Here is a 20418-nt window from a genome sequence, read left to right as displayed (position 1 = left end):
AAAGACGATTGGCTATTCCAAATCCGAAGAGATGCATGACAAGGTGATAGGGACGTTCATTGAGCGTGAAAACTACGTTTAATGAATGATCTAACTATTCAATACATGACCGAAGATAGTGGTGGGGAAACACGCCCAGCCGTTTTGCTGATCATGGGGTTGGGAATGCAGCTTATTGACTGGCCTGATGAAATAGTGAATCTATTAATCGCGTCCGGGTTTCGCGTGATCCGTTATGATAACCGCGATGCCGGGTTAAGCCAGCAATTTGATCACCTCCGGCAGTCCGCATTTTTTTGGCAAAAACTCCGTTTTCGTTTGGGGTTGCCGGTCCGTACTCCTTACAGTATGCAAAATATGGCAGATGATGCCTTGGGAGTACTTGATGCGTTAAATATTTCACAGGCTCACATTATTGGTGCCTCAATGGGAGGTATGATTGCCCAAAGGCTGGCAGCAACTTACCCTGAACGAGTTATCAGTTTGGTGAGTATTATGAGTTCAAGTGGTGCTCACTATCTTCCCCAGCCTCAGCCAGAAGTGATGGCAGCATTATTGGCTAAGCCGGAAGGCACCAGTGAAGATGAGCTGATCGCTCATCAGCTTAACATCATACAGGCTGTTGTTTCTCCTTCTGAAACATTAGATAAAGATAAGTTGGCCCAGCACTTGCGGATGACCTTGCGCCGTAGTGGGTATCATCCTAACAGTTCGATGCGGCAGACATTAGCGATAATGGCAGATTCTCACCGAGTCGATCTTTTGGCAAAAATTCGTTGTCCAACATTGGTTGTACATGGTGAAGATGATCCTTTGATTCCGGTTGCCTGTGGCGAAGATACGGCTAAGCGTATTACTGAGGCTGAATTTTTATCAATTCCCCAAATGGGACATAGTTTTCCCCCACCATTTATGCAGGCGATGACAGAGAAGATTATTCCATTTTTGCATGGAGCAAAGTGATAAAGGAGATCATCGATATAAAAAATTAACAATTAAATAAAGCTATATTTTGGCATGAGGGAAATCGTTTTTTATTTATCCAGCTAATCAATGAGCTTTTTAGCCATTATATGTATTGTGCTTTGCTGTTTTGGGCTGGTGAAGATGATATTTTTATGCCATTTCATGCCTTTTCTGGCATAAAATTTGATGGCAGATACATTCTGTTCTAATACTTCCAGCCAAAGCCATTTTTGTCCCTGTTCTTGCCCCAGTTTCACTACATGATCAAATAATTGATCACCGTATTTCTGTCCTGTCAGATGTGGCATCAGGTAGAGTTTATGTAAATAGATGCCAGTACAGTCTGCATCAGGAATAGGTTGATTGAAGACGATTTTGCTAAAGCCGATGATATCGGGATAATTCGTTTTAAAATGCTCGGCATCTGGGCTGATGGCTTGTTGAGATTTGGCAATAAACCATGTGTGATCAATGGCTTTTAGCGAGGTTGATATTTGCTCTACTGAGCACTCCTTCGTAATATATTCTTCCAGTTCGTCTCTGTCATACCACAAATCAGAAAAGTGAAAACGGTAGCTTGTCTCAAGGAGTCGGGATAATAACGTTGCATCTTCTATTGTCGCTTTCTGCATAAAAAACATAAGCATCTCCAGAATTATTTACTGGGAATCAGGCAATTGTTTGATATCTCGTTGATAAGGAGTTCCCCTGCCAGCCATTCACCGTAACCTGTTGCAATGGGATTTTATCCTGAAAATGTGAGGCTTAGATATCCGCCAAATTGATCTGCAACATATTGGCTGCAGATAACATACTATCATGGTGATAAAAATGTGCTTTAGAAATAACCAGTTGAATTAAATGAATAATAGGATAATTTCAATAGAAAATAGGGATGATTGTTTTCGAAAGTTTATTGCTTTTTTGAAGGTGTTAATGAGCAGGAAAAAACGTCTTTGTGAAGAATAAAGCGCTATTCTCAGAATGTGTGAAAGCATGACGTATGAAAATGAAAAATGGCGATAGAACATCGCCATTTTTATCATTACCTTTTATGCACGCTAAACAGCTTTATCATTAAGCGGCGGCTTTGATGTTCTGTGACAGCCAATCCGCGACACGCTGTTTTTGTTCATCGGTGAGCCACATACCCAACTTAGTACGGCGCCAGATGGCATCGTCCAATTGTGTTACCCACTCGTGATCAACCAAATAACGCAGTTCAGCTTCATACAGGCCATGACCGAAGAATTCACCAAGATCAGTCAATGCTTCCGCGCCTTTCAGAATGATTTCGCTGTGGTTGCCGTAAGTACGGGCATAACGCTGTGCCACACCTTCTGGCAACCAGTTGTAACGCTGACGCAGCAGACGCGCATAACCATCGCGGTCATGGCCTTCTAGCTCGCCACCGGGTAATTTGCCATTTTTAGTCCATGCCTTGCCCGCATTTGGATAGTATTGTGCCAGCTTATCCATGGCGTGTTCAGCCAATTTACGATACGTCGTCAGTTTGCCACCGAAGACGGACAGTAATGGCGTCTGGCCTTGTTCATCCTGCACATCCAGCGTGTAATCACGGGTAATCGCTTGTGGTGAGTCAGATTCATCGTCACACAGAGGGCGAACGCCGGAATAAGTCCAGACAACATCATTGCTGGTAAGCTGCTTCTTGAAGTGGTCGTTATAGACTTTCAGCAAGTAATTGATCTCTTTCTCATCAATGCTGACTGCTTTTGGATCGCCTTTGTATTCAACATCGGTGGTACCAATGATGGAGAATTCATCATTCCATGGGATCACAAACACGATGCGGTTATCTTCGTTTTGCAGAATATAAGCCTGTGACTCATCGTGAACGCGAGGAACTACAATATGGCTGCCTTTGATCAGGCGGATGCCGTAAGGCGATTTCAGTTGCAGACCGTTATCGAAGAAGTTTTTCACCCATGGGCCGGTTGCATTAACCAGGCCTTTTGCGCGCCACGTGTTGGTTTCGCCGGTTGTGAGATCTTTGGCTTCAACCATCCAGTAATCATTTTCACGCCATGCGCGGGTCACTTGGGTACGGGTACGCACTTCGCCACCGTGTTTTTGCACTTCTTGCGCGTTCAGAACAACCAGACGTGCATCATCAACCCAGCAGTCGGAATATTCAAAGCCGCGGGTGATTGATGGCTTCAATACCGAATTTGCACCAAATTTCAGTCCCTTGCTGCCCGGTAAGCTAACACGTTTACCTAAATTATCGTACAGGAACAGGCCAATACGGATCATCCAGGCCGGGCGCAGGTGTGGTTGATGTGGCAGACGAAAACGCATTGGGAATGCAATATGCGGAGCCAGTTTCAAGAGAACTTCACGTTCTGCCAATGCTTCGCTGACCAGACGGAATTCATAATGTTCCAGATAGCGTAAGCCGCCGTGGATCAGTTTGGAGCTGGCAGACGAAGTCGCACTGGCCAAGTCTTGACCTTCCAACAGCAGGACAGAAAGTCCCCGGCCAGCAGCATCTGCTGCAATACCAGCGCCGTTAATTCCGCCGCCGATTACAATCAAGTCTTTGGTTTCCATTGCATACCCTCTGAAATGTTCGAAACAGTTCTTTAATGTTCGTTTTCGCTCAAAGATTGTAATCAAAAATTCATCAATCGCCAACCATTAACTCAGAAAAAACATATTCACGTGATATAGGTAACAAATCTTTATCATATGCCTAAGATTAATAAGGATTTTGCAGGATACAAGTTTAAAAGGGGATAATTACAGGAGGGAGTTCCCCACCCAAAATTTCAGGCAGGGAAGTATCATGGCACCAAAAGTGATCAGCAAAGTTCCAGTTTGACGCTGTGTTGTTCGATGATTTTCTGGATGTTGGGAGGAGGGGCTTTGTCTGTGAATAGAAAATCAATGAGATTCATGTTGCCGAGGTTGACCATGGCACTGCGGCCAAATTTAGAATGGTCGGCAACTAGCATAACACAACGGGAATTTTCGATAATGGCGCGCTTGGTGCGGACTTCGTGGTAATCAAATTCCAGCAGGGAGCCATCGCTGTCAATGCCGCTAATCCCAAGAATGCCGAAATCAAGGCGGAATTGAGAGATGAAATCCAGCGTTGCTTCACCAATGATGCCACCATCGCGGGAGCGCACTTCACCACCTGCCAAAATCAGACGGAAATCTTCTTTACCCATAAACAGGGTTGCGACGTTGAGGTTGTTGGTGACAATTCTCAAATCGCGATGGTTAAGCAAGGCATGTGCTACGGCTTCAGGGGTTGTCCCAATATCAATGAACAGGGTTGCGCCGTTTGGAATTTGGGTGGCAACCTGTTGAGCAATACGCGCTTTTTCATTTGACCACATAATCTTGCGGTCATGGTAGGCGGTATTAACAGAGCTGGATGGCAATGCGGCGCCACCGTGATGACGCTGGATTTTATTTTTATCTGCCAGATCATTTAAATCACGCCGGATGGTTTGCGGGCTGACGTCAAAATGTTCAACCAGCTCTTCAGTGCTGACATAACCTTGAAGGCGCACCAGCTCGATTATTGCATCATGTCGCTGAGTTTGCTTCACAAAATTCCCCTAATGTTTGCATAGATGGATTATAGTTGGCCCAAATTATTCGGAATATTATTGATTCTTTTGTTTACGCAAATTATCCCATAATCCCATCAATAACCCGATGATTAGTCCGGCAATATGGGCAGCATTGGCGATATTTAATGAAAACAGATCGAAATAGCCAACCAATAGCCAGATAACAGAGATAGCGATTAACCCTCTGGGAGCACTGATCCCGCGTTTGGGCGACATCTCACCCGTTAGCCAAACGTATCCGATCAACGCGTAAACCACCCCGGACAGCCCCCCGAAATGAGAGCCACTGAACAATGATTGTGCCCAACCACTGAAAAGGGCAGAGACTATCGTGATTTCAAAAAGTTTTCCGGTGCTGATCTTTTTTTCTACCTGACTGCCAAAATACCACCACAGCGCGAGGTTAAAGAGGATATGAGTCAGTGAAAAATGCAGCAGGGCAGGACTAATCCAGCGCCATAACTCCAAATATTGATGACTGTTAGGCCAAGCCAGCCAGTTCATGACATCGGGCATGCCCGCCATTGTCATCCAAAGATAAACGAGGGCACAAAGTGCGGTGACGACAATAGTCAGCGGGCCGGACTGGCTTTTGAGCGTGTTCCAGTTCAGATTATTGCGATATTTAAACGAGCTGTTAGATTTGCCTGTTTGCCAACTGGCGGCTTGGTAGCGTTCATTGAGTGGATCGCGGGCAAAATGCTGAAGTTCCTGTTCAACTAAACTTAACTGGCTGTCATCTTCCAGCCATAGTTCAACGAGCAATGGCTCGTTAGTCGGCCGCATGGTTAAATGAATGCCCTGCGTCGCCATATAATCAATAAAGGCCTGAGCCAGTCGAGGGTTGGATATTGAGGTTACATGGATCATTGCTCGTCTTATTTCTGCCTTATAGTTGAAATTAATCACACAGGGCTAATCGCTTTGAAATTAGCGCACTAAAGATTCATAGAGTGTGGACGGCCTGAGGATAGTCTTTCTGCCAGCCTTCAAAGCCGCCATTGACACTGTAAACCGTTTCAAATCCCATATTGATGAGATATTGAGCGGCTCCCTGACTGCTATGACCGTGATAGCACATCACCATGACAGGCTGGTCAAAATCCGCTTCCTGTAGGAAAGTATTAAGCGTTTCATTCGTTAAGTGGAATGCGCCTGTTACATGCCCTGCACGGAAACTTTGCGGGTCACGGATATCAACCATGATGGCGGTTTTATCGAGCCAGTGCTGGTAAGCCTGCTCAGGGTTTATCGTTTGAAAGTGGTCCATAAATACTCAACGTAGTTTCTCAAATTTTCATTTTCACTATATTCATTTCTTAATGGTCGTCTGGTATGACCTGATCGCCTTTCCAATGGGGATATTGGAAAGGCGGGGGAATATAATCAGAAAATGTCAGAAACAGAAAAATAATCAGTAATACGAGTGTTCACCGCGCTGGTGTTCAGTCAGATCTTTCACCCCTTTTAATTCAGGGAACATCTGCAACAACTGTTTTTCAATCCCTTCTTTCAGGGTGACATCGACCATTGAACAGCCGTTGCATCCACCACCGAATTGCAGAATGGCATAACCTTCATCGGTGATCTCCATCAGGCTGACACGGCCGCCATGCCCGGCTAGCTGAGGATTAATCTGCGATTGCAGGACATACTCAACGCGCTCAAGCAGTGGTGCATCGTCATCCACTTTACGCATTTTGGCGTTCGGTGCTTTCAGGGTCAGTTGGGAGCCAAGCTGGTCGGTCACAAAATCAATGACGGCCTCTTCCAGAAAAGGTGCACTGATTTCATCAACATAGGCGGAAAGTTGGTCGAATTTCAGTTCAACATCAGTGGCTTCAACAGCATCCGGTGGGCAATAGGAAACGCCGCATTCAGCAGTCGGGGTTCCCGGATTAATGACAAAAACACGGATCTGTGTACCCGGTTCTTGATTTGCCAATAGCTTGGCAAAGTGCGCTTGCGCTGCTTCAGTAATATTAATCATGTCATTTGCTCAATAGTTGACTGTTCTAGTTGGTTATAATACGCCCATTTATAAAGGTTCTACAAGGTTCGGCAGATTGCCCAGGCTTGTACGGAGCGGGCACCCGCACGAATTAACAATTGTGAAGCTTCATGCAGCGTTGTGCCCGTCGTGATCACATCATCGAAAATCGCAACATGTTGATCGGTAAAATCGCCCCGCAATTGAAAGGCATGCTTAAGATTGGTTTTCCTTTGGGCGGCAGATAAGCCCCGCTGTGAGAGTGTAGCACGTGAGCATTGCAAAAGGTCTGGCTGATACGGGCATTGCAGCCAGCGCGATAGAGGTTGAATCATTAATTCAATGTGATCGAAACCGCGTTGCCAACGTTTTTTGCTGTGCAGAGGAATACCCAGAATATGATCTGGTTTGTACCAGCGGCCTTCGCGATAGCCCTGCAACCAATGCAGCAGAAACAGACGCGCCAGGACTGCCGCGAGTTGCGGCGTATTGTGATACTTATATCGCCGGATAAGCTGGCTTAATGGTGGCGTGTAATCTGTAATCGCGATCAGGAATTGCCATGGCGGGGGATATTTCAGGCAGCGTCCACAGGGAACATCTCTGGATTCAGAAGGTAACGCGCAGCGTGGGCAAACATGTTGCCGCCGTTTTAATTGTTGATGGCAAACGTGACAGACTCCGTGATGGGCAAAATACAAATTTTGATGGCATAGCCAACAGTATCCAACCATTGTTAGCATAGTGACCTTCCTTGGTGATATTCCTTGATGATAAATGAGGTGAGAATAACAATGAATCAGTTGTTTTGGCAGACAATTGGTGACGCACCACGTGATCTTGTGATGCTGCATGGATGGGGATTGAATGCCGAGGTATGGCGTTCAGTAGAAATGCGCTTGGCTCCGCATTTTCGTTTGCATCTGGTGGATTTGCCGGGCTATGGCCGCAGTCAGCCATATCCTGCCATGTCACTGGCGGACATGGCAGAGACGGTATGGCAACAGGCACCAAAAAAAGCCCTGTGGCTGGGCTGGTCTTTGGGCGGATTGGTTGCCAGTCGGATTGCACTGGATCATCCTGAGCAGGTTGCTGGTTTGGTGACAGTGGCTTCTTCACCCAAATTCAGTGCAGATGGGGATTGGCCGGGTATTAAGCCTGCGGTATTGAGTGCATTTGAACATCAATTAAGTGCAGATTTTCAGAAGACAGTCGAACGTTTTCTGGCGTTGCAGACATTGGGGACAGAGAGTGCGCGACAGGATGCCCGTGTACTGAAATCTGTGGTTTTGAACCAGCCAATGCCGACAGTGGAGGTACTTAATGCAGGGTTAGAAATTTTGCGTACTGATGACTTAAGGGCGGAACTGTCACAGCTTCAATTACCTTTCCTGCGTATTTATGGTTATCTTGATGGGCTAGTGCCGCGCAAGATTGCTGCACAGCTTGACAGAGAATGGCCGAATACACATTCCGTTATTATGCGAAATGCTGCTCATGCACCTTTTATTTCTCATCCTGATGAATTTATTGAAGTATTAATAGATTTTACTTCCGGCATGGGATGGTAAATGCTCAACATTACCCATAACTATTAATGGCTATGGGTAATCGTTATGGATAATCAGCCGTTTTATTTGCCGGGATAAACTTCGGTCACAATTTCGGGTGTATTAACGATAGTATCGAGGACAGGGCAATTACTTTCGACAAAAGCAATAAAATCACGGATCTCTTGTTCGGTATTATCTGCATCAATATAAAACTTGGAGGTGATTTTGGAAAATCCTAATTTGGCGTTTTTATTTCTACCCGTGAAGCCATCGGTATCCAATTCTCCTTCTACCTTAACCTGAATATCATTCAAATTAATTTTATGCTTGCGGGCAAAACTTTTTGCGACAATACACTGACATGCGCCAAAAGCAGACAGTAATGCTTCCACAGGGTTCATTGCTTCATCCGTTCCACCGAGACTTTTGGGTTCGTCTACATGAAAGGTAAAATTCCGTGATGAACATTTCATCTTGAGATGACCAATGGACTCAATTGTTGCAGTAAATAACTCTTTAGGCATATTACTATCCTCGGGTTATTAATAACGGTAAATCCGTGTATCAGATAATAAGGAAGAGATATTTATTTTTCAATTCGTGGTCATGAATAAGTTTATTTTTTTGATATGAGTCTTTTTTGTTTAATATTGAATAAGATACAATCTGTTCTGTTTGCTCTGATTTGGCAAAAGATGAAAAGGTTAAATGAGCCGTGATCTTCAAAGAAAAATTGCCTGCCCGATGAGCTTGATCAGGCAGGCAATTCTTTAGCATTTACAGGGGCAGATGCTTAGTTTTTTACTGACAGTTGATAAATTTTGGAATCACATTTCTGCGTTTCCGGGCACTGCTTGCAGCCGCCGCTTAAACAGGAAGAAGCATCCACTTCCTCCAGTTTACCCATTGCGACAAGCTGCTTGAGCATGGCTTCTACCATCGGCAGCGGTGCTGAAAACTGATAGCTTAATGACCTTGCGTCAGTGCGCCCATTAAGGGCAACGGCGTTTCTAATTTCCAGCAGACTAATCATCTATCGCTCCTATTAATAGCTAGTGGCAGTTAATGGCAGTTGCCGTTTGAGCATTTGCAGTTACGATCGGTGGTGTTATTGAACGTGACGGTCACTCTGCTGCGTGCACGGCGCAATCCAATAAAAACCAGTACGTTAAACAGGATCACGGCCAGAATTGTTATCAGGCTGCTTTCTGGATGGGCAGAAAACGTTGTCGCCTGATAAAACAATGCTGCGAGTGAATAAGCGACGTTTAGTCCCCACAGGATGGAGAAAGTCATCCAGCCACGGCTGGTTTCACGTGCAATGGCTCCCATGACGGAAACACAGGGTACGTATAGCAGTACGAAAATCAGGTAACTGTAAGCAGAAATGGCAGAGCCAAATTTGGCGCTCATTGTTCCCATAGAACCGCGATCCATATCGCCATCGCCTTTACTGGCTTCTATCGGGTTGGAAAGCGCACTTAAGGTAAAGGTTTCTTTCAGGCTGTCCCAGGTTTCCGCAACAGCGTCTTTCAATTGCTCCGGTAAATTGAATTCATCCGGGTCGAATGGTGCCTGAGTGATGTTTTCTGCGGTGTACAGGGTGTTCAGCGTTCCAACAACAACCTCTTTGGCCATTGCCCCGGTGATAAGCCCGACAGTGGCCTGCCAGTTATCAGACTGCACACCGATGGGCTGTAATACTGGCGTGATCACTTTACTGACAGAAGCCAGAGCTGATTGGTTAATGTTATCCACAGCTTTACCTGAGAAGGAGAAGCTGTTCAGAGCGCCAATGAACATACTTGCCGCGACAATGACTTTACCCGCTCGTATCACAAAACCTTTCAGTCGCTGCCATGTCTGGAGCAACAGGGTTTTAGTATGTGGAACATGGTAGACCGGAAGCTCCATTACAAATGGAGATGCCTCACCACGCATCAGGGTGTATTTGAGCAGCAGCCCCGTCAGGATGGCGATGACAATTCCCAATATATACAGGGAGAAAACGATGCTTGCTCCATTTTTGCCGAAGAAAGCGGCTGCAAAGACAGCAAAGATTGCCAATCTTGCCCCACAGGACATAAACGGTGCCATCATGATGGTAATCAGGCGCTCACGAGGGGCGTCCAGTGTTCTTGAGCCCATCACGGCCGGCACATTACAACCAAAGCCAACAATCAGGGGCACAAAGGATTTACCCGGCAATCCCATGGCTTGCATCAGCCTGTCCATAACAAACGCGGCTCGCGCCATGTAGCCTGAATCTTCAAGGAAGGAGAGGAACAGGTACATCATGCCGATCTGGGGAACCAACGGCAGTACGGTGTTGATGCCTCCACCAATACCTTGGGCAAGGAAAACCGTCAGCCAATTCGGGAAATGGAGAAAATGACCGAGCCATTGCATTCCATCAATGAAAATGGCGGCAGAAGCCCCTTCGAAGATGGGTTGCAAAGCGCCGCCGATATTGATGGCCAGCACAAACATCAGGTACATGACAAACAGGAAGATAGGCAGGCCCAGCCAGCGGTTCAGGATAACGGTATCCAATACTTGGGTCAGTTTGTTTGGTATGGCTGATCGGGTATCAATGACCGCCAGACATATATCACTAATCGTCTGATAACGTGCGCCAGCAATGATCAGGTCGGGTTCTTCAATCTGTTGCTGTTGCAGGCGAGCCTGACTTTCAGCTAGCTGTATTTGAGTCAGACCGGAAATCTCACGGCTGTAAATATCCCCTTCCAGCACCTGCAAAGCCAGCCAGCGACGCTGCTGTGGGCTGAATGTCCCCGTGATTTGGCGTGAAAGATGGGAGACTTCCTGTAATAGTGAATCAGGATATTCAACCTGCACAGGTTTAGCGTTTTGCGGGTATTTAATTTTTTGCGGATGATCGTCGATGGTTTTTTTCAGTGCATCGATCCCTGTGGCACGGGTTGAAACCAGTGGGATAACCGGACAGCCGAGGCGTTGTTCCAGTGCCGCAACATCAATATTGATACGCTGATTCTGAGCGATATCCAGCATATTCAGCGCAATGATGCAGGGAATGCCCAGTTCAATCAATTGCAGTGAGAGATAAAGATTACGCTCCAGATTCGACGCATCAACAACATTGATCAACATATCAGCTTCACCACTAAGGATATAGTGGCAGGCAATCTGCTCATCAATGGACGTTTGCTCAGAAATGGTAGTGAGAGAATAAGTGCCGGGGAGGTCGACAAGCTCGACCTGATGGTTATTGGTGGTAAAGTGGCCGGCTTTGCGCTCTACCGTAACACCAGCCCAGTTTCCCACGCGTTGGTGGGAGCCAGTAAGCTGGTTAAAAAGTGTCGTTTTGCCGGCATTGGGATTACCAATCAGGCCTATGGTTAATTGTTTCATCATACTTTTGTCAATCACAAAATCTACCAATCATAAAGTCTGCTAATTACGAAGTGACTTTCGTACCTTAGTTACATATTCAGTACCCTGGTGATACTTTAGTACTACGGTTATCAAAGTGTGTGGGTGATGATTATTCTGAACTAAATCAACTTAGCGCTTTGTTAGTTCAGATCTTCATTCAACATGAGAAATGCCAAGTCTTGTTTACGAAGAGTAAGGCTGACTCTGCGTGTTTCGATTTGTATTGGATCGCCCAATGGAGCGAAGCGAATGACCTGAAATGTTGAACCCGGTAACATGCCGAGTGACAATAATTTTTGTCGGTAAGCTGGACTAATTTCTGGAGAAAATCCCAGAATTTTATACCTGCGTTCTGGAATAAGAACCATATAACTCTCCATTTTGACTGAAAAAATAAGTGATTATAAGAATGATTATCCTCAATGAAGGGAATTTCACAAGGAAAAAGTACGGTAATTTCTCTGAATTCTAATTGTTAATGATAATAATACGCAACTGCAATGTTGGTTATTTATCCTGAATAATATGGAAACAAATTGATATTAATCAAATTAATGTTGATTTGATTGAAAATAAATAATTATTAGGAATATTTAATATTCGGAAAAAATATCTTTATTGATAAGCCCCGTTAATAAACGGGGCTTGTTGATTTCTATTTTCTTATTAATTTGATAAATGATTGATTGACTTTTATTAACCTTTTGGAGGATAAAGCAGCTCACTCAATGGAACCTGAACGCGATCATCATCTTGATGCTGGCTCCAGGCATCCGAGTCGTATACCCACCATGCCTGAATTTCCAACTGATAGAAACGGCGTGTGGCATGGCCTTGATAATCACTGATGGGACGAGATTTTTTCTTTCTGATATTTTCATCAGGATAAGTTTTTAAGAAAAAATAGTCATAGGTTTCCTGTAGTTGCTCATCGGGGACTTGGCGGGCGTAGCCAACGAATTGAGCGCCAGCCAGATCCAGTGATGAATCAGGTGTGACCCGACTGCTGTAGATTGTGCCGCTGACACGGGGGTTGATATGTAATTCCCGCGAATGTCGGGTATCTCGCTTTGAGTACCAGATCAGTGTCAGTGGGTTGTATTCCGGAATATAGAACATCGTCGATGACCAGACTGAATCTGCATCTGGATCGTGAGTGGAAAGGCTGAAAAAACGTATATTGCTGAGTAAATTAAAACTGCTTTGGACATATTTGTTCATGGTTTTTCCTCAACAGTGTGCATTCGTTCTTGATACCTAAAACTCGAAACCCATTGGGTATAAGAACATTAGGATATTATGGAAGATTTATATTTTTATATTATTCAATAAGTTCCCATTATTATGAGATTTATTGCGGAATGAATTATACGGAGTATTAATTAAAATATGCAGGGGTCATAACTTATTCAAATTTATAACATCAGCAATAAATAGAATCATCATGATGAAAATAATGGCTTTTTTACGTATAGCCAGTCAAGGGCTTTTTATCCGGCGCGCCGTAAAACCCCGTCATTCAGAGGCTGCTAATTCTTTTTTTGAAAGATCCTGAACTGGCACAATGGCACCAGTTCAGGAAATTAGTTAAGTAAGCTAACGTTTCTTGGTTAATTAACGTTTGCGCTAATTAACGTTTTTTATTAAAGGCAGCCGCCAACGCATCACCCATGGCGCTGTTGGCTAAAGGTGCAGAACCTGAACGCGAAATATGGCGGTTTCTGCCATTGCCGTTGCCGTTGCGGTTATTACGACCCTGAGCATTGCTATCCTGACGGTTACCGCCTTGAGAGCCTCGGCGTACTTGTGTTTCACCAGGTTGTTCATCAAGACGCATGGTCAGTGCAATACGCTTGCGGTTGAGATCAACATCCATCACCTTCACTTTGACGATATCACCCGTTTTCACCACGGTATGTGGATCTTCTACGAAGCGATCGGACAGGGAGGAGATGTGCACTAAGCCATCCTGATGGACACCGATGTCAACGAAAGCACCGAAATTAGTGACGTTGGTGACTGTACCTTCCAAAATCATGCCTGCACGCAGATCTTTCATCGTTTCAACCCCGTCAGCGAAAGTCGCTGTTTTGAACTCAGGGCGCGGATCCCGGCCCGGTTTTTCCAGCTCTTTCAGAATATCAGTAACGGTTGGGAGACCGAATTTCTCTGTCGTGAAATCCCGGGCACTCAGGTCACGCAGAGAAGCAGGATTGCCCATCAGTTCAGGCAGGGTCTGCGCGGTTGTTGCCAGAATTTTCTCAACGACCGGATAAGCTTCTGGGTGAACAGTTGATGTATCCAGCGGATTATCCCCCTGATTGATGCGCAGGAAGCCCGCACATTGCAGGAAGGCTTTTGGCCCCAGACGGTGAACTTTCAGCAGTTCATCACGGTTGTTGAAGCGACCGTTCTCATCACGCCAGTTAACGATATTCTGGGCAACATTGCGGCTCAGGCCGGCAACGCGCGTCAGCAAGGCGACGGATGCCGTATTCAGGTCAACACCGACGCCGTTTACACAGTCCTCAACCACATTATCCAGTTTTTTGGCAAGCTGGACTTGGCTGACGTCATGCTGATATTGACCAACACCGATGGATTTCGGCTCGATTTTTACCAGTTCTGCCAGTGGATCTTGCAGGCGACGGGCGATGGAAACCGCACCGCGCAGGGAAACATCCAGTTCAGGGAATTCCAGTGCAGCCAGTTCAGAGGCGGAATAGACGGATGCCCCCGCTTCGCTGACCACGACTTTCTGTGCGGTAACGTCAGGATACTGTTTCTGCACGTTGGCAAAGAAACGCTCTGTTTCACGGGAAGCCGTACCATTGCCAATGGCAACCAGCTCAACCTGATGCTTGGTGCACAGTGCTGCAACGCTTGCAGCCGCTTTGTTTTCCTGACCCGTGTGTGGGTAAATGGTATCGGTGGCGATAAGCTTGCCTGTCGCATCAACAACGGCGACTTTCACCCCTGTGCGCAAGCCCGGATCCAGACCCATCGTTGCCCGCATGCCCGCAGGTGCAGCCATCAGCAGATCATTCAGGTTACGGGCGAATACGTTGATGGCTTCGTCTTCGGCTTTCTCGCGCAGTGTGCCCATCAGTTCGGTTTCCAGATGCAGCAACACTTTGATGCGCCATGTCCAGCTCACCACTGCCTTGCGCCAGCTATCAGCAGATGCATTGTTCAGGCGCAGGTTAAGGTGATCAGTAATAATTTGCTCGCAGTAACTCTCTTTTGGCGCTTCCTCAAATTGAGGATCGGCGTTCAAAGAGAGTTGCAGGATACCTTCATTGCGTCCACGGAACATGGCAAGGGCACGGTGGGAAGGAACAGCAGCAATGGCTTCGTGATAATCGAAGTAATCACTGAATTTAGCGCCTTCTTCCTCTTTGCCTTCGACAACTTTGGAGACTAAGTGGGCATTTTTCCACAGATATTCGCGGACTTTTGCCAGCAGGGCCGCATCTTCGGCAAAACGCTCCATCAGGATATAACGCGCGCCATCCAGTGCAGCTTTGGCATCAGCGACACCTTTGTCAGCATCGACATAGGCCGCTGCCGCCAGTTCAGGCTCTTGTTGCGGCTCCTGCCATAGCAGGTCGGCCAGAGGCTCCAATCCGGCTTCAATGGCGGTTTGCCCACGGGTACGGCGTTTCGGTTTATATGGCAGGTACAGGTCTTCCAGTTCAGTTTTGCTCAATGTCGCATTAATTGCGTTTTCCAGCTCAACGGTTAACTTCCCCTGTTCCTCAATCGATTTCAGAATAGTCTGACGGCGGTTGGACAGTTCGCGTAGATAACCGAGGCGGTTTTCAAGCTGGCGGAGCTGCGTGTCATCCAGACCACCGGTGGCCTCTTTACGGTAACGGGCAATGAAAGGAACTGTATTCCCTTCATCAAGCAGAGTAATGGCGGCTTGGACTTGCTGTGGCTGAGCCTGTAGCTCACCGGCAATGATTCGACTTAAAGATTCATTCATGGTCTGTTTTCTTCAACTTTCTTAGCGCCCGTAGATATCGTCGGATATCATCAGGCAGAGCCGGATAGGGTCAAATTTCATCTGAAACAATATCGGCATGGTTCAAACTGGCTCCATTTATACGTGCTGAGCGCGATAATTTCCAGTTTAGCGCGATATTTCGGTCATGTTGCGACAGAATTCATCGAATATCTTCTGGGTTGAGATATAGTACACCGCCATTAATCATCTTTTCTCAAGTGAGTTTTTTCATGGCCAAGAGTCACTACATTACCCGGGAAGGTTGGCATACGCTTGATCAGGAACTGAAATATCTCTGGAAAGTTGAACGACCTAAAGTCACTCAGGCTGTTTCAGATGCTGCTGCGTTAGGGGATCGTTCAGAGAACGCAGAATACATTTATGGTAAGAAAAGGTTAAGAGAAATTGACCGTCGGGTACGATTCTTGTCCAAGCGTCTGGATGTCCTGAAAATTGTTGATCCTGATCCGCGGCAAGAGGGAAGAGTCTTTTTTGGGGCATGGGTGAAAGTCGAAAATGAAAATGAAGAAGAACATATTTTTCGACTGGTAGGGCCGGATGAATTTGAGCCGGCCAGGAAGTGGATTTCCATTGACTCTCCCGTGGCAAGGGCGTTGCTTGGCAAGCAAACTGATGATGAGGTTACGGTGATGACGCCCAATGGCATCGTGACGTATTGGATATTGGAAATCAGTTATCAGTCTTTAGCATAAATCATGGTGGTTATGTGACCTAAACAGGAAACAAGGAGAGAAAACCTAACCATAAGCAATTATTGCTAATGCCGTTAATGGCCTTAAAATACATGCGGTTAGTCTCTATTGAATTATGGGTTTTCTGTGAGAGTGCTAGATATTGCGGGCATGGAGCATCTTGGGAGCTGAAACATGCAAGAGAGTTATAAGATCCTTGTTGTTGATGATGATATGCGCTTGAGGGCGTTATTGGAGCGTTATTTATCTGAGCAGGGATTTCAAGTTCGTAGCGTAGCAAATGCAGAACAGATGGATCGTTTATTGACCAGAGAAGCCATTCAGTTGATTGTTTTGGATTTGATGTTGCCGGGTGAAGATGGATTATCGGTTTGCCGAAGATTGCGAAGCCAGCATAATCCGATTCCGATCATCATGATATCCGCAAAAGGGGAAGAAGTTGATCGCATTGTGGGCCTTGAAATCGGCGCGGATGATTACCTCGCCAAGCCTTTTAACCCACGTGAGCTGTTGGCACGTATGCGGGCTGTTTTACGTCGTCAGGCCAGTGAATTGCCGGGAGCTCCGGCATCGGATGATGCCGTCATCAAGTTTGGCAAATTTAAACTTGATCTCGGAACGCGAGAAATGTTCCATCAGGATGAATTGCTGTCTTTAACCAGTGGGGAATTTTCAGTACTGAAAGTTCTGGTTTCTCATCCTCGTGAGCCGTTATCACGGGATAAATTGATGAGTCTGGCACGGGGGCGGGAATATGGTGCGATGGAGCGCTCCATTGATGTTCAGGTTTCCCGTCTGCGTCGTCTGATTGAAGAAGATCCCGCTCATCCCCGCTATATTCAGACGGTTTGGGGGTTGGGCTACGTTTTTGTTCCTGATGGAAGCAAAGTATGAAAAGGCTTTGGCTTTCGTTGCTCACCTTGTTTCCCTATATATTATCTTTGTCGCTGGGCTGCCTGCTGATCAGTTACTTGGTCGCCCAGTGGTTGGCAACACTGGAAAAAGTTTCATTCAACGTGGTGTTTCCTTATCTCTTTATCGGGGTTTTTACGTCTGCATTATCAGTATTTGTGGTGTTCTGGCGATATTTGCACATCCAGAAGCAATCACTCAAAACAATACAAAAAGCAGCGATGGATATGGGGAAAGGGAGAAAGGTGGCTCCACTGCCGGAAGTAGGAGCGCCCGCCATACGCTCACTGACTAGAACCCTGAATCAGATAGCTGTGGAGCTGCAATCGCAAGAAAGTGCTCGCGTGGTATTAATAGCAGGGGTGAGCCATGATTTGCGCACTCCGCTTACCCGCATTCGGCTGGCGATAGAAATGTTGGAGGGAAAAGATGACTTTCTCACGGAATCCATCCATCGGGATATTGAAGAATGCAATGCCATTATTGATCAGTTCATTGACTATCAGCGGTCAGGGCAAGATGTACCGATGATATGCTGTGAACTGAATGAGCTGCTTGAATCGGTCATTGAATTTGAGACTGCCATTAAAACGGAACAGCGCTGCGCGGCAGATATTGAAAATAACTTATCTCCCCGCCCGGTTTTTGTTTCAGCCAATTCGCTTTCCATTAAGCGTGTATTGGTCAATATGTTTACTAATGCCCAACGTTATGGCAATGGATGGATTCGAATCAGTAGTGGTTCAACAGAAAGATTTGGCTGGTTTCAGGTGGAGGATAACGGCAGGGGGATGACAAAAGAAGAAGCCGCCACTTTGTTCCAGCCATTCATTCAGGGAGAGCGGATACGCAATACTCACAATAATGGTGGAGTAGGGCTGGGGCTGGCAATTATCCGCCGCATCATTGATATCCACGAAGGGTATATCGAAGTGGGAGAAAGTGAAAAGCAGGGGCTATCCATTCGCGCTTATATTCCTTTGAATGAAAAACCGTTATCCCTTGAAAGCGGCCTGTCATAAAAATGTCATAATTCATACATTTTACTGTCATTGAATTCACCTATTTTCCTTCCTGATCCATTTCTTAACCTAAAAACCAGATTGTCGAAGATGTCTGACACTTGTTTTTAATTAATGATGCGTATCCCAGCAGGAGGGAATATGAAACCAATGCGTACCACCATGGCAAGCATTATGGCAGCCGTATTTGCCATGACATCCCTGTCTTCATTTGCTGCCACCAGCTTGACGGGAGCAGGTGCGACATTTCCCGCACCGGTATATACCAAGTGGGCGGATTCTTATCAAAAAGAAACGGGTAACAAAATCAATTACCAAGGCATCGGCTCTTCGGGTGGTGTGAAGCAGATTATCGCCAATACCGTTGATTTTGGTGCTTCTGATGCGCCAGTTTCTGATGAAAAATTGGCGGCGGATGGTTTGTTCCAGTTTCCAACCGTGATTGGCGGCATTGTGCTGGCGGTAAACATTTCCGGTATCAAACCGGGTCAGTTGATTCTGGATGGCAAAACCCTCGGCGACATCTATCTGGGGAACATCAAGAAATGGAATGATCCCGCTATTGCAAAATTGAACCCAGACCTCAAGCTGCCGGATCAGAACATTGCCGTAGTGCGGCGGGCGGATGGTTCAGGAACTTCCTACGTTTTCACCAGCTACCTGTCTAAAGTGAATAACGACTGGAAAGAAAAAGTCGGGGCAGGTTCGACCGTCAAATGGCCAACTGGCTTGGGTGGTAAAGGCAATGATGGTATTGCGGCCTTTGTGCAACGCCTGCCCGGTTCGATTGGTTACGTTGAATACGCTTATGCTAAACAGAATAACCTCACTTACACCAAACTGGTTTCAGCAGATGGCGCAATATTGTCACCTACGGCAGAAAACTTCAGTGCGGCAGCAAAAGGTGCGGATTGGAACAGCAGCTTTGCTCAGGATTTGACACACCTGAAAGGCGATAATGCGTGGCCAATTACCTCCACCACTTTCATTCTCATCCACAAACAGCAGGCAAGTGCCTCGAATGGCGCTGAAGTGCTGAAATTCTTCGATTGGGCTTATGACAAAGGCAAAAAACAGGCGAAAGATCTGGATTATGCCGTTCTGCCGAAAGAAGTCGTCAGTCAGGTACGTGCAGCATGGAAGAGCAACATCAAAGACAGCAGTGGCAAACCGCTTTATTGACAGGCTTTGTTAAACCTCCCCCCTTTCGAGGGGGAAATAACCCAAAATGAGAATTAAGCGTATGGCCGAACGTAAAACGGCATATAAAACGGTATTAAAAGCACCGAGTAAAAATGGCGACATTATTTTCAGTGCGCTGGTCAGGTTAGCGGCGGTGCTGACCTTACTTCTGCTCGGCGGCATTATTATTTCGCTGATCATTGCTTCCTGGCCAAGTATACAAGCATTTGGTTTTACTTTTTTGTGGAGCAAAGACTGGGATGCACCCGCCGGAGTGTTTGGTGCACTGGTTCCGATTTATGGCACATTGATGACGTCATTAATTGCCTTGATTATTGCGGTTCCGGTGAGCTTTGGTATCGCTTTGTTTCTGACAGAACTGGCGCCAAATTGGTTGAAGCGTCCATTGGGCGTGGCGATTGAACTGTTGGCAGCGATCCCCAGCATCGTGTACGGCATGTGGGGGTTATTTGTTTTTGCTCCGCTGTTTGCCACCTATTTCCAGCAACCCGTTGGTGATGTGTTATCAAGCATTCCCATTGTGGGCGAACTGTTTTCCGGCCCTGCCTTTGGTATTGGCATTCTGGCAGCGGGCATTATTCTTGCCATCATGATTATCCCCTATATTGCTTCTGTCATGCGTGATGTATTTGAGCAAACGCCCGTGATGATGAAAGAGTCAGCCTATGGGATAGGCTGTACCACATGGGAAGTAATTTGGCATATCGTCTTGCCTTATACCAAGAACGGTGTGATTGGCGGCGTTATGTTGGGGCTTGGCCGAGCGTTGGGGGAAACGATGGCCGTCACCTTTATCATCGGTAACACCTACCAGCTCGACAGCTTGTCTCTCTACATGCCCGGAAACAGCATTACTTCTGCATTGGCAAATGAATTTGCCGAAGCTGAATCTGGCCTGCATACCGCGGCCTTGATGGAACTGGGGCTGATTTTGTTTGTGATCACTTTCATTGTGTTGGCATTGTCAAAACTGATGATTATGCGTCTGGCAAAAAATGAGGGGTGCTGAGATGACAACCCACGAT

General features: G+C 46.2%; 21 protein-coding genes. 8 read left to right on the top strand and 13 right to left on the bottom strand.

What is annotated here, in order from left to right; genetic code table 11:
• A partial coding sequence (locus AAC854_RS08490; protein WP_340615970.1) for an IS1 family transposase occupies positions 1-82 on the top strand: 82 nt, incomplete at its 5' end.
• The gene (locus AAC854_RS08485; protein ID WP_340616704.1) at positions 82-963 is read left to right on the top strand and encodes an alpha/beta fold hydrolase; all 882 of its coding nucleotides are present in this window, start codon (positions 82-84) and stop codon (positions 961-963) included. The genes AAC854_RS08490 and AAC854_RS08485, both read left to right, overlap by 1 nt.
• An 83-nt stretch (positions 964-1046) precedes the next feature.
• Here the strand turns inward: AAC854_RS08485 and AAC854_RS08480 are convergent, their stop codons facing one another.
• The 7 genes from AAC854_RS08480 to gntX all read right to left on the bottom strand — a co-directional run bounded on the left by AAC854_RS08480 (position 1047) and on the right by gntX (position 7307).
• The gene (locus AAC854_RS08480; RefSeq protein ID WP_340616703.1) at positions 1047-1607 is read right to left on the bottom strand and encodes a GNAT family N-acetyltransferase; all 561 of its coding nucleotides are present in this window, start codon (positions 1605-1607) and stop codon (positions 1047-1049) included.
• A gap of 436 nt (positions 1608-2043) precedes the next feature.
• The gene (glpD, locus tag AAC854_RS08475) at positions 2044-3540 is read right to left on the bottom strand and encodes a glycerol-3-phosphate dehydrogenase (RefSeq protein ID WP_340616702.1); all 1497 of its coding nucleotides are present in this window, start codon (positions 3538-3540) and stop codon (positions 2044-2046) included.
• Between the two features lie 251 nt (positions 3541-3791).
• Entirely contained in the window at positions 3792-4550 is a 759-nt protein-coding gene (locus AAC854_RS08470; RefSeq protein WP_187654176.1) for a DeoR/GlpR family transcriptional regulator, read from the bottom strand.
• Between the two features lie 57 nt (positions 4551-4607).
• Positions 4608-5444: a rhomboid family intramembrane serine protease GlpG gene (glpG, locus tag AAC854_RS08465; protein ID WP_340616700.1), complete on the bottom strand. Its 837-nt coding sequence runs from the start codon at positions 5442-5444 to the stop codon at positions 4608-4610.
• 76 nt (positions 5445-5520) lie between these two features.
• Positions 5521-5844 carry a thiosulfate sulfurtransferase GlpE gene (gene glpE / locus AAC854_RS08460; RefSeq protein WP_340616699.1) on the bottom strand — a complete coding sequence of 108 codons (324 nt, stop codon included), beginning with the start codon at positions 5842-5844 and terminating at the stop codon, positions 5521-5523.
• A 144-nt stretch (positions 5845-5988) separates the two neighbouring features.
• Positions 5989-6564 carry a Fe-S biogenesis protein NfuA gene (gene nfuA, locus AAC854_RS08455; protein ID WP_340616698.1) on the bottom strand — a complete coding sequence of 192 codons (576 nt, stop codon included), beginning with the start codon at positions 6562-6564 and terminating at the stop codon, positions 5989-5991.
• 59 nt (positions 6565-6623) lie between these two features.
• Positions 6624-7307 carry a DNA utilization protein GntX gene (gene gntX, locus AAC854_RS08450; RefSeq protein ID WP_340616697.1) on the bottom strand — a complete coding sequence of 228 codons (684 nt, stop codon included), beginning with the start codon at positions 7305-7307 and terminating at the stop codon, positions 6624-6626.
• Between the two features lie 51 nt (positions 7308-7358).
• Between gntX and bioH the strand changes: the two genes are divergently transcribed.
• On the top strand, positions 7359-8135 hold the full coding sequence (gene bioH / locus AAC854_RS08445; RefSeq protein WP_340616696.1) for a pimeloyl-ACP methyl ester esterase BioH: 777 nt from the start codon (positions 7359-7361) through the stop codon (positions 8133-8135).
• 62 nt (positions 8136-8197) lie between these two features.
• Here the strand turns inward: bioH and AAC854_RS08440 are convergent, their stop codons facing one another.
• The 6 genes from AAC854_RS08440 to AAC854_RS08415 form a co-directional block, all read right to left on the bottom strand.
• The gene (locus AAC854_RS08440; RefSeq protein WP_273546988.1) at positions 8198-8641 is read right to left on the bottom strand and encodes an OsmC family protein; all 444 of its coding nucleotides are present in this window, start codon (positions 8639-8641) and stop codon (positions 8198-8200) included.
• A 269-nt stretch (positions 8642-8910) separates the two neighbouring features.
• Entirely contained in the window at positions 8911-9150 is a 240-nt protein-coding gene (locus AAC854_RS08435) for a FeoC-like transcriptional regulator (protein ID WP_340616695.1), read from the bottom strand.
• A gap of 29 nt (positions 9151-9179) precedes the next feature.
• On the bottom strand, positions 9180-11510 hold the full coding sequence (gene feoB / locus AAC854_RS08430; RefSeq protein WP_340616707.1) for a Fe(2+) transporter permease subunit FeoB: 2331 nt from the start codon (positions 11508-11510) through the stop codon (positions 9180-9182).
• A gap of 164 nt (positions 11511-11674) precedes the next feature.
• Positions 11675-11902, bottom strand: coding sequence for a ferrous iron transporter A (feoA, locus tag AAC854_RS08425; protein ID WP_047964071.1), 228 nt, complete (start codon positions 11900-11902; stop codon positions 11675-11677).
• A 328-nt stretch (positions 11903-12230) separates the two neighbouring features.
• Positions 12231-12755, bottom strand: a complete 525-nt coding sequence (locus tag AAC854_RS08420) for a pyridoxamine 5'-phosphate oxidase family protein (protein ID WP_340616694.1) — start codon at positions 12753-12755, stop codon at positions 12231-12233.
• Between the two features lie 409 nt (positions 12756-13164).
• Positions 13165-15522 carry a Tex family protein gene (locus AAC854_RS08415; protein WP_340616693.1) on the bottom strand — a complete coding sequence of 786 codons (2358 nt, stop codon included), beginning with the start codon at positions 15520-15522 and terminating at the stop codon, positions 13165-13167.
• A 251-nt stretch (positions 15523-15773) separates the two neighbouring features.
• Here AAC854_RS08415 and greB point away from each other — a divergent pair, with 251 nt between their 5' ends.
• The 5 genes from greB to pstC all read left to right on the top strand — a co-directional run bounded on the left by greB (position 15774) and on the right by pstC (position 20402).
• Complete coding sequence (greB, locus tag AAC854_RS08410) at positions 15774-16256, top strand: transcription elongation factor GreB (RefSeq protein WP_340616692.1); 483 nt, start codon at positions 15774-15776, stop codon at positions 16254-16256.
• A gap of 174 nt (positions 16257-16430) precedes the next feature.
• Complete coding sequence (gene ompR / locus AAC854_RS08405) at positions 16431-17150, top strand: osmolarity response regulator transcription factor OmpR (RefSeq protein WP_340616691.1); 720 nt, start codon at positions 16431-16433, stop codon at positions 17148-17150.
• Complete coding sequence (locus AAC854_RS08400; protein WP_340616690.1) at positions 17147-18190, top strand: ATP-binding protein; 1044 nt, start codon at positions 17147-17149, stop codon at positions 18188-18190. Before ompR ends, AAC854_RS08400 begins: the two co-directional genes overlap by 4 nt.
• Positions 18191-18331: 141 nt before the next feature.
• Positions 18332-19372, top strand: a complete 1041-nt coding sequence (gene pstS, locus AAC854_RS08395) for a phosphate ABC transporter substrate-binding protein PstS (RefSeq protein ID WP_340616689.1) — start codon at positions 18332-18334, stop codon at positions 19370-19372.
• A 61-nt stretch (positions 19373-19433) separates the two neighbouring features.
• Entirely contained in the window at positions 19434-20402 is a 969-nt protein-coding gene (gene pstC, locus AAC854_RS08390) for a phosphate ABC transporter permease PstC (RefSeq protein ID WP_340616706.1), read from the top strand.
• Positions 20403-20418: the final 16 nt, after the last annotated feature.

Origin of the sequence: Xenorhabdus entomophaga (assembly GCF_037996725.1) — a bacterium.
Lineage (GTDB): Bacteria > Pseudomonadota > Gammaproteobacteria > Enterobacterales > Enterobacteriaceae > Xenorhabdus > Xenorhabdus khoisanae.
The sequence above is the reverse complement of the archived record's forward strand: the minus strand, read 5'-3'. Positions and strand labels throughout refer to the sequence as shown.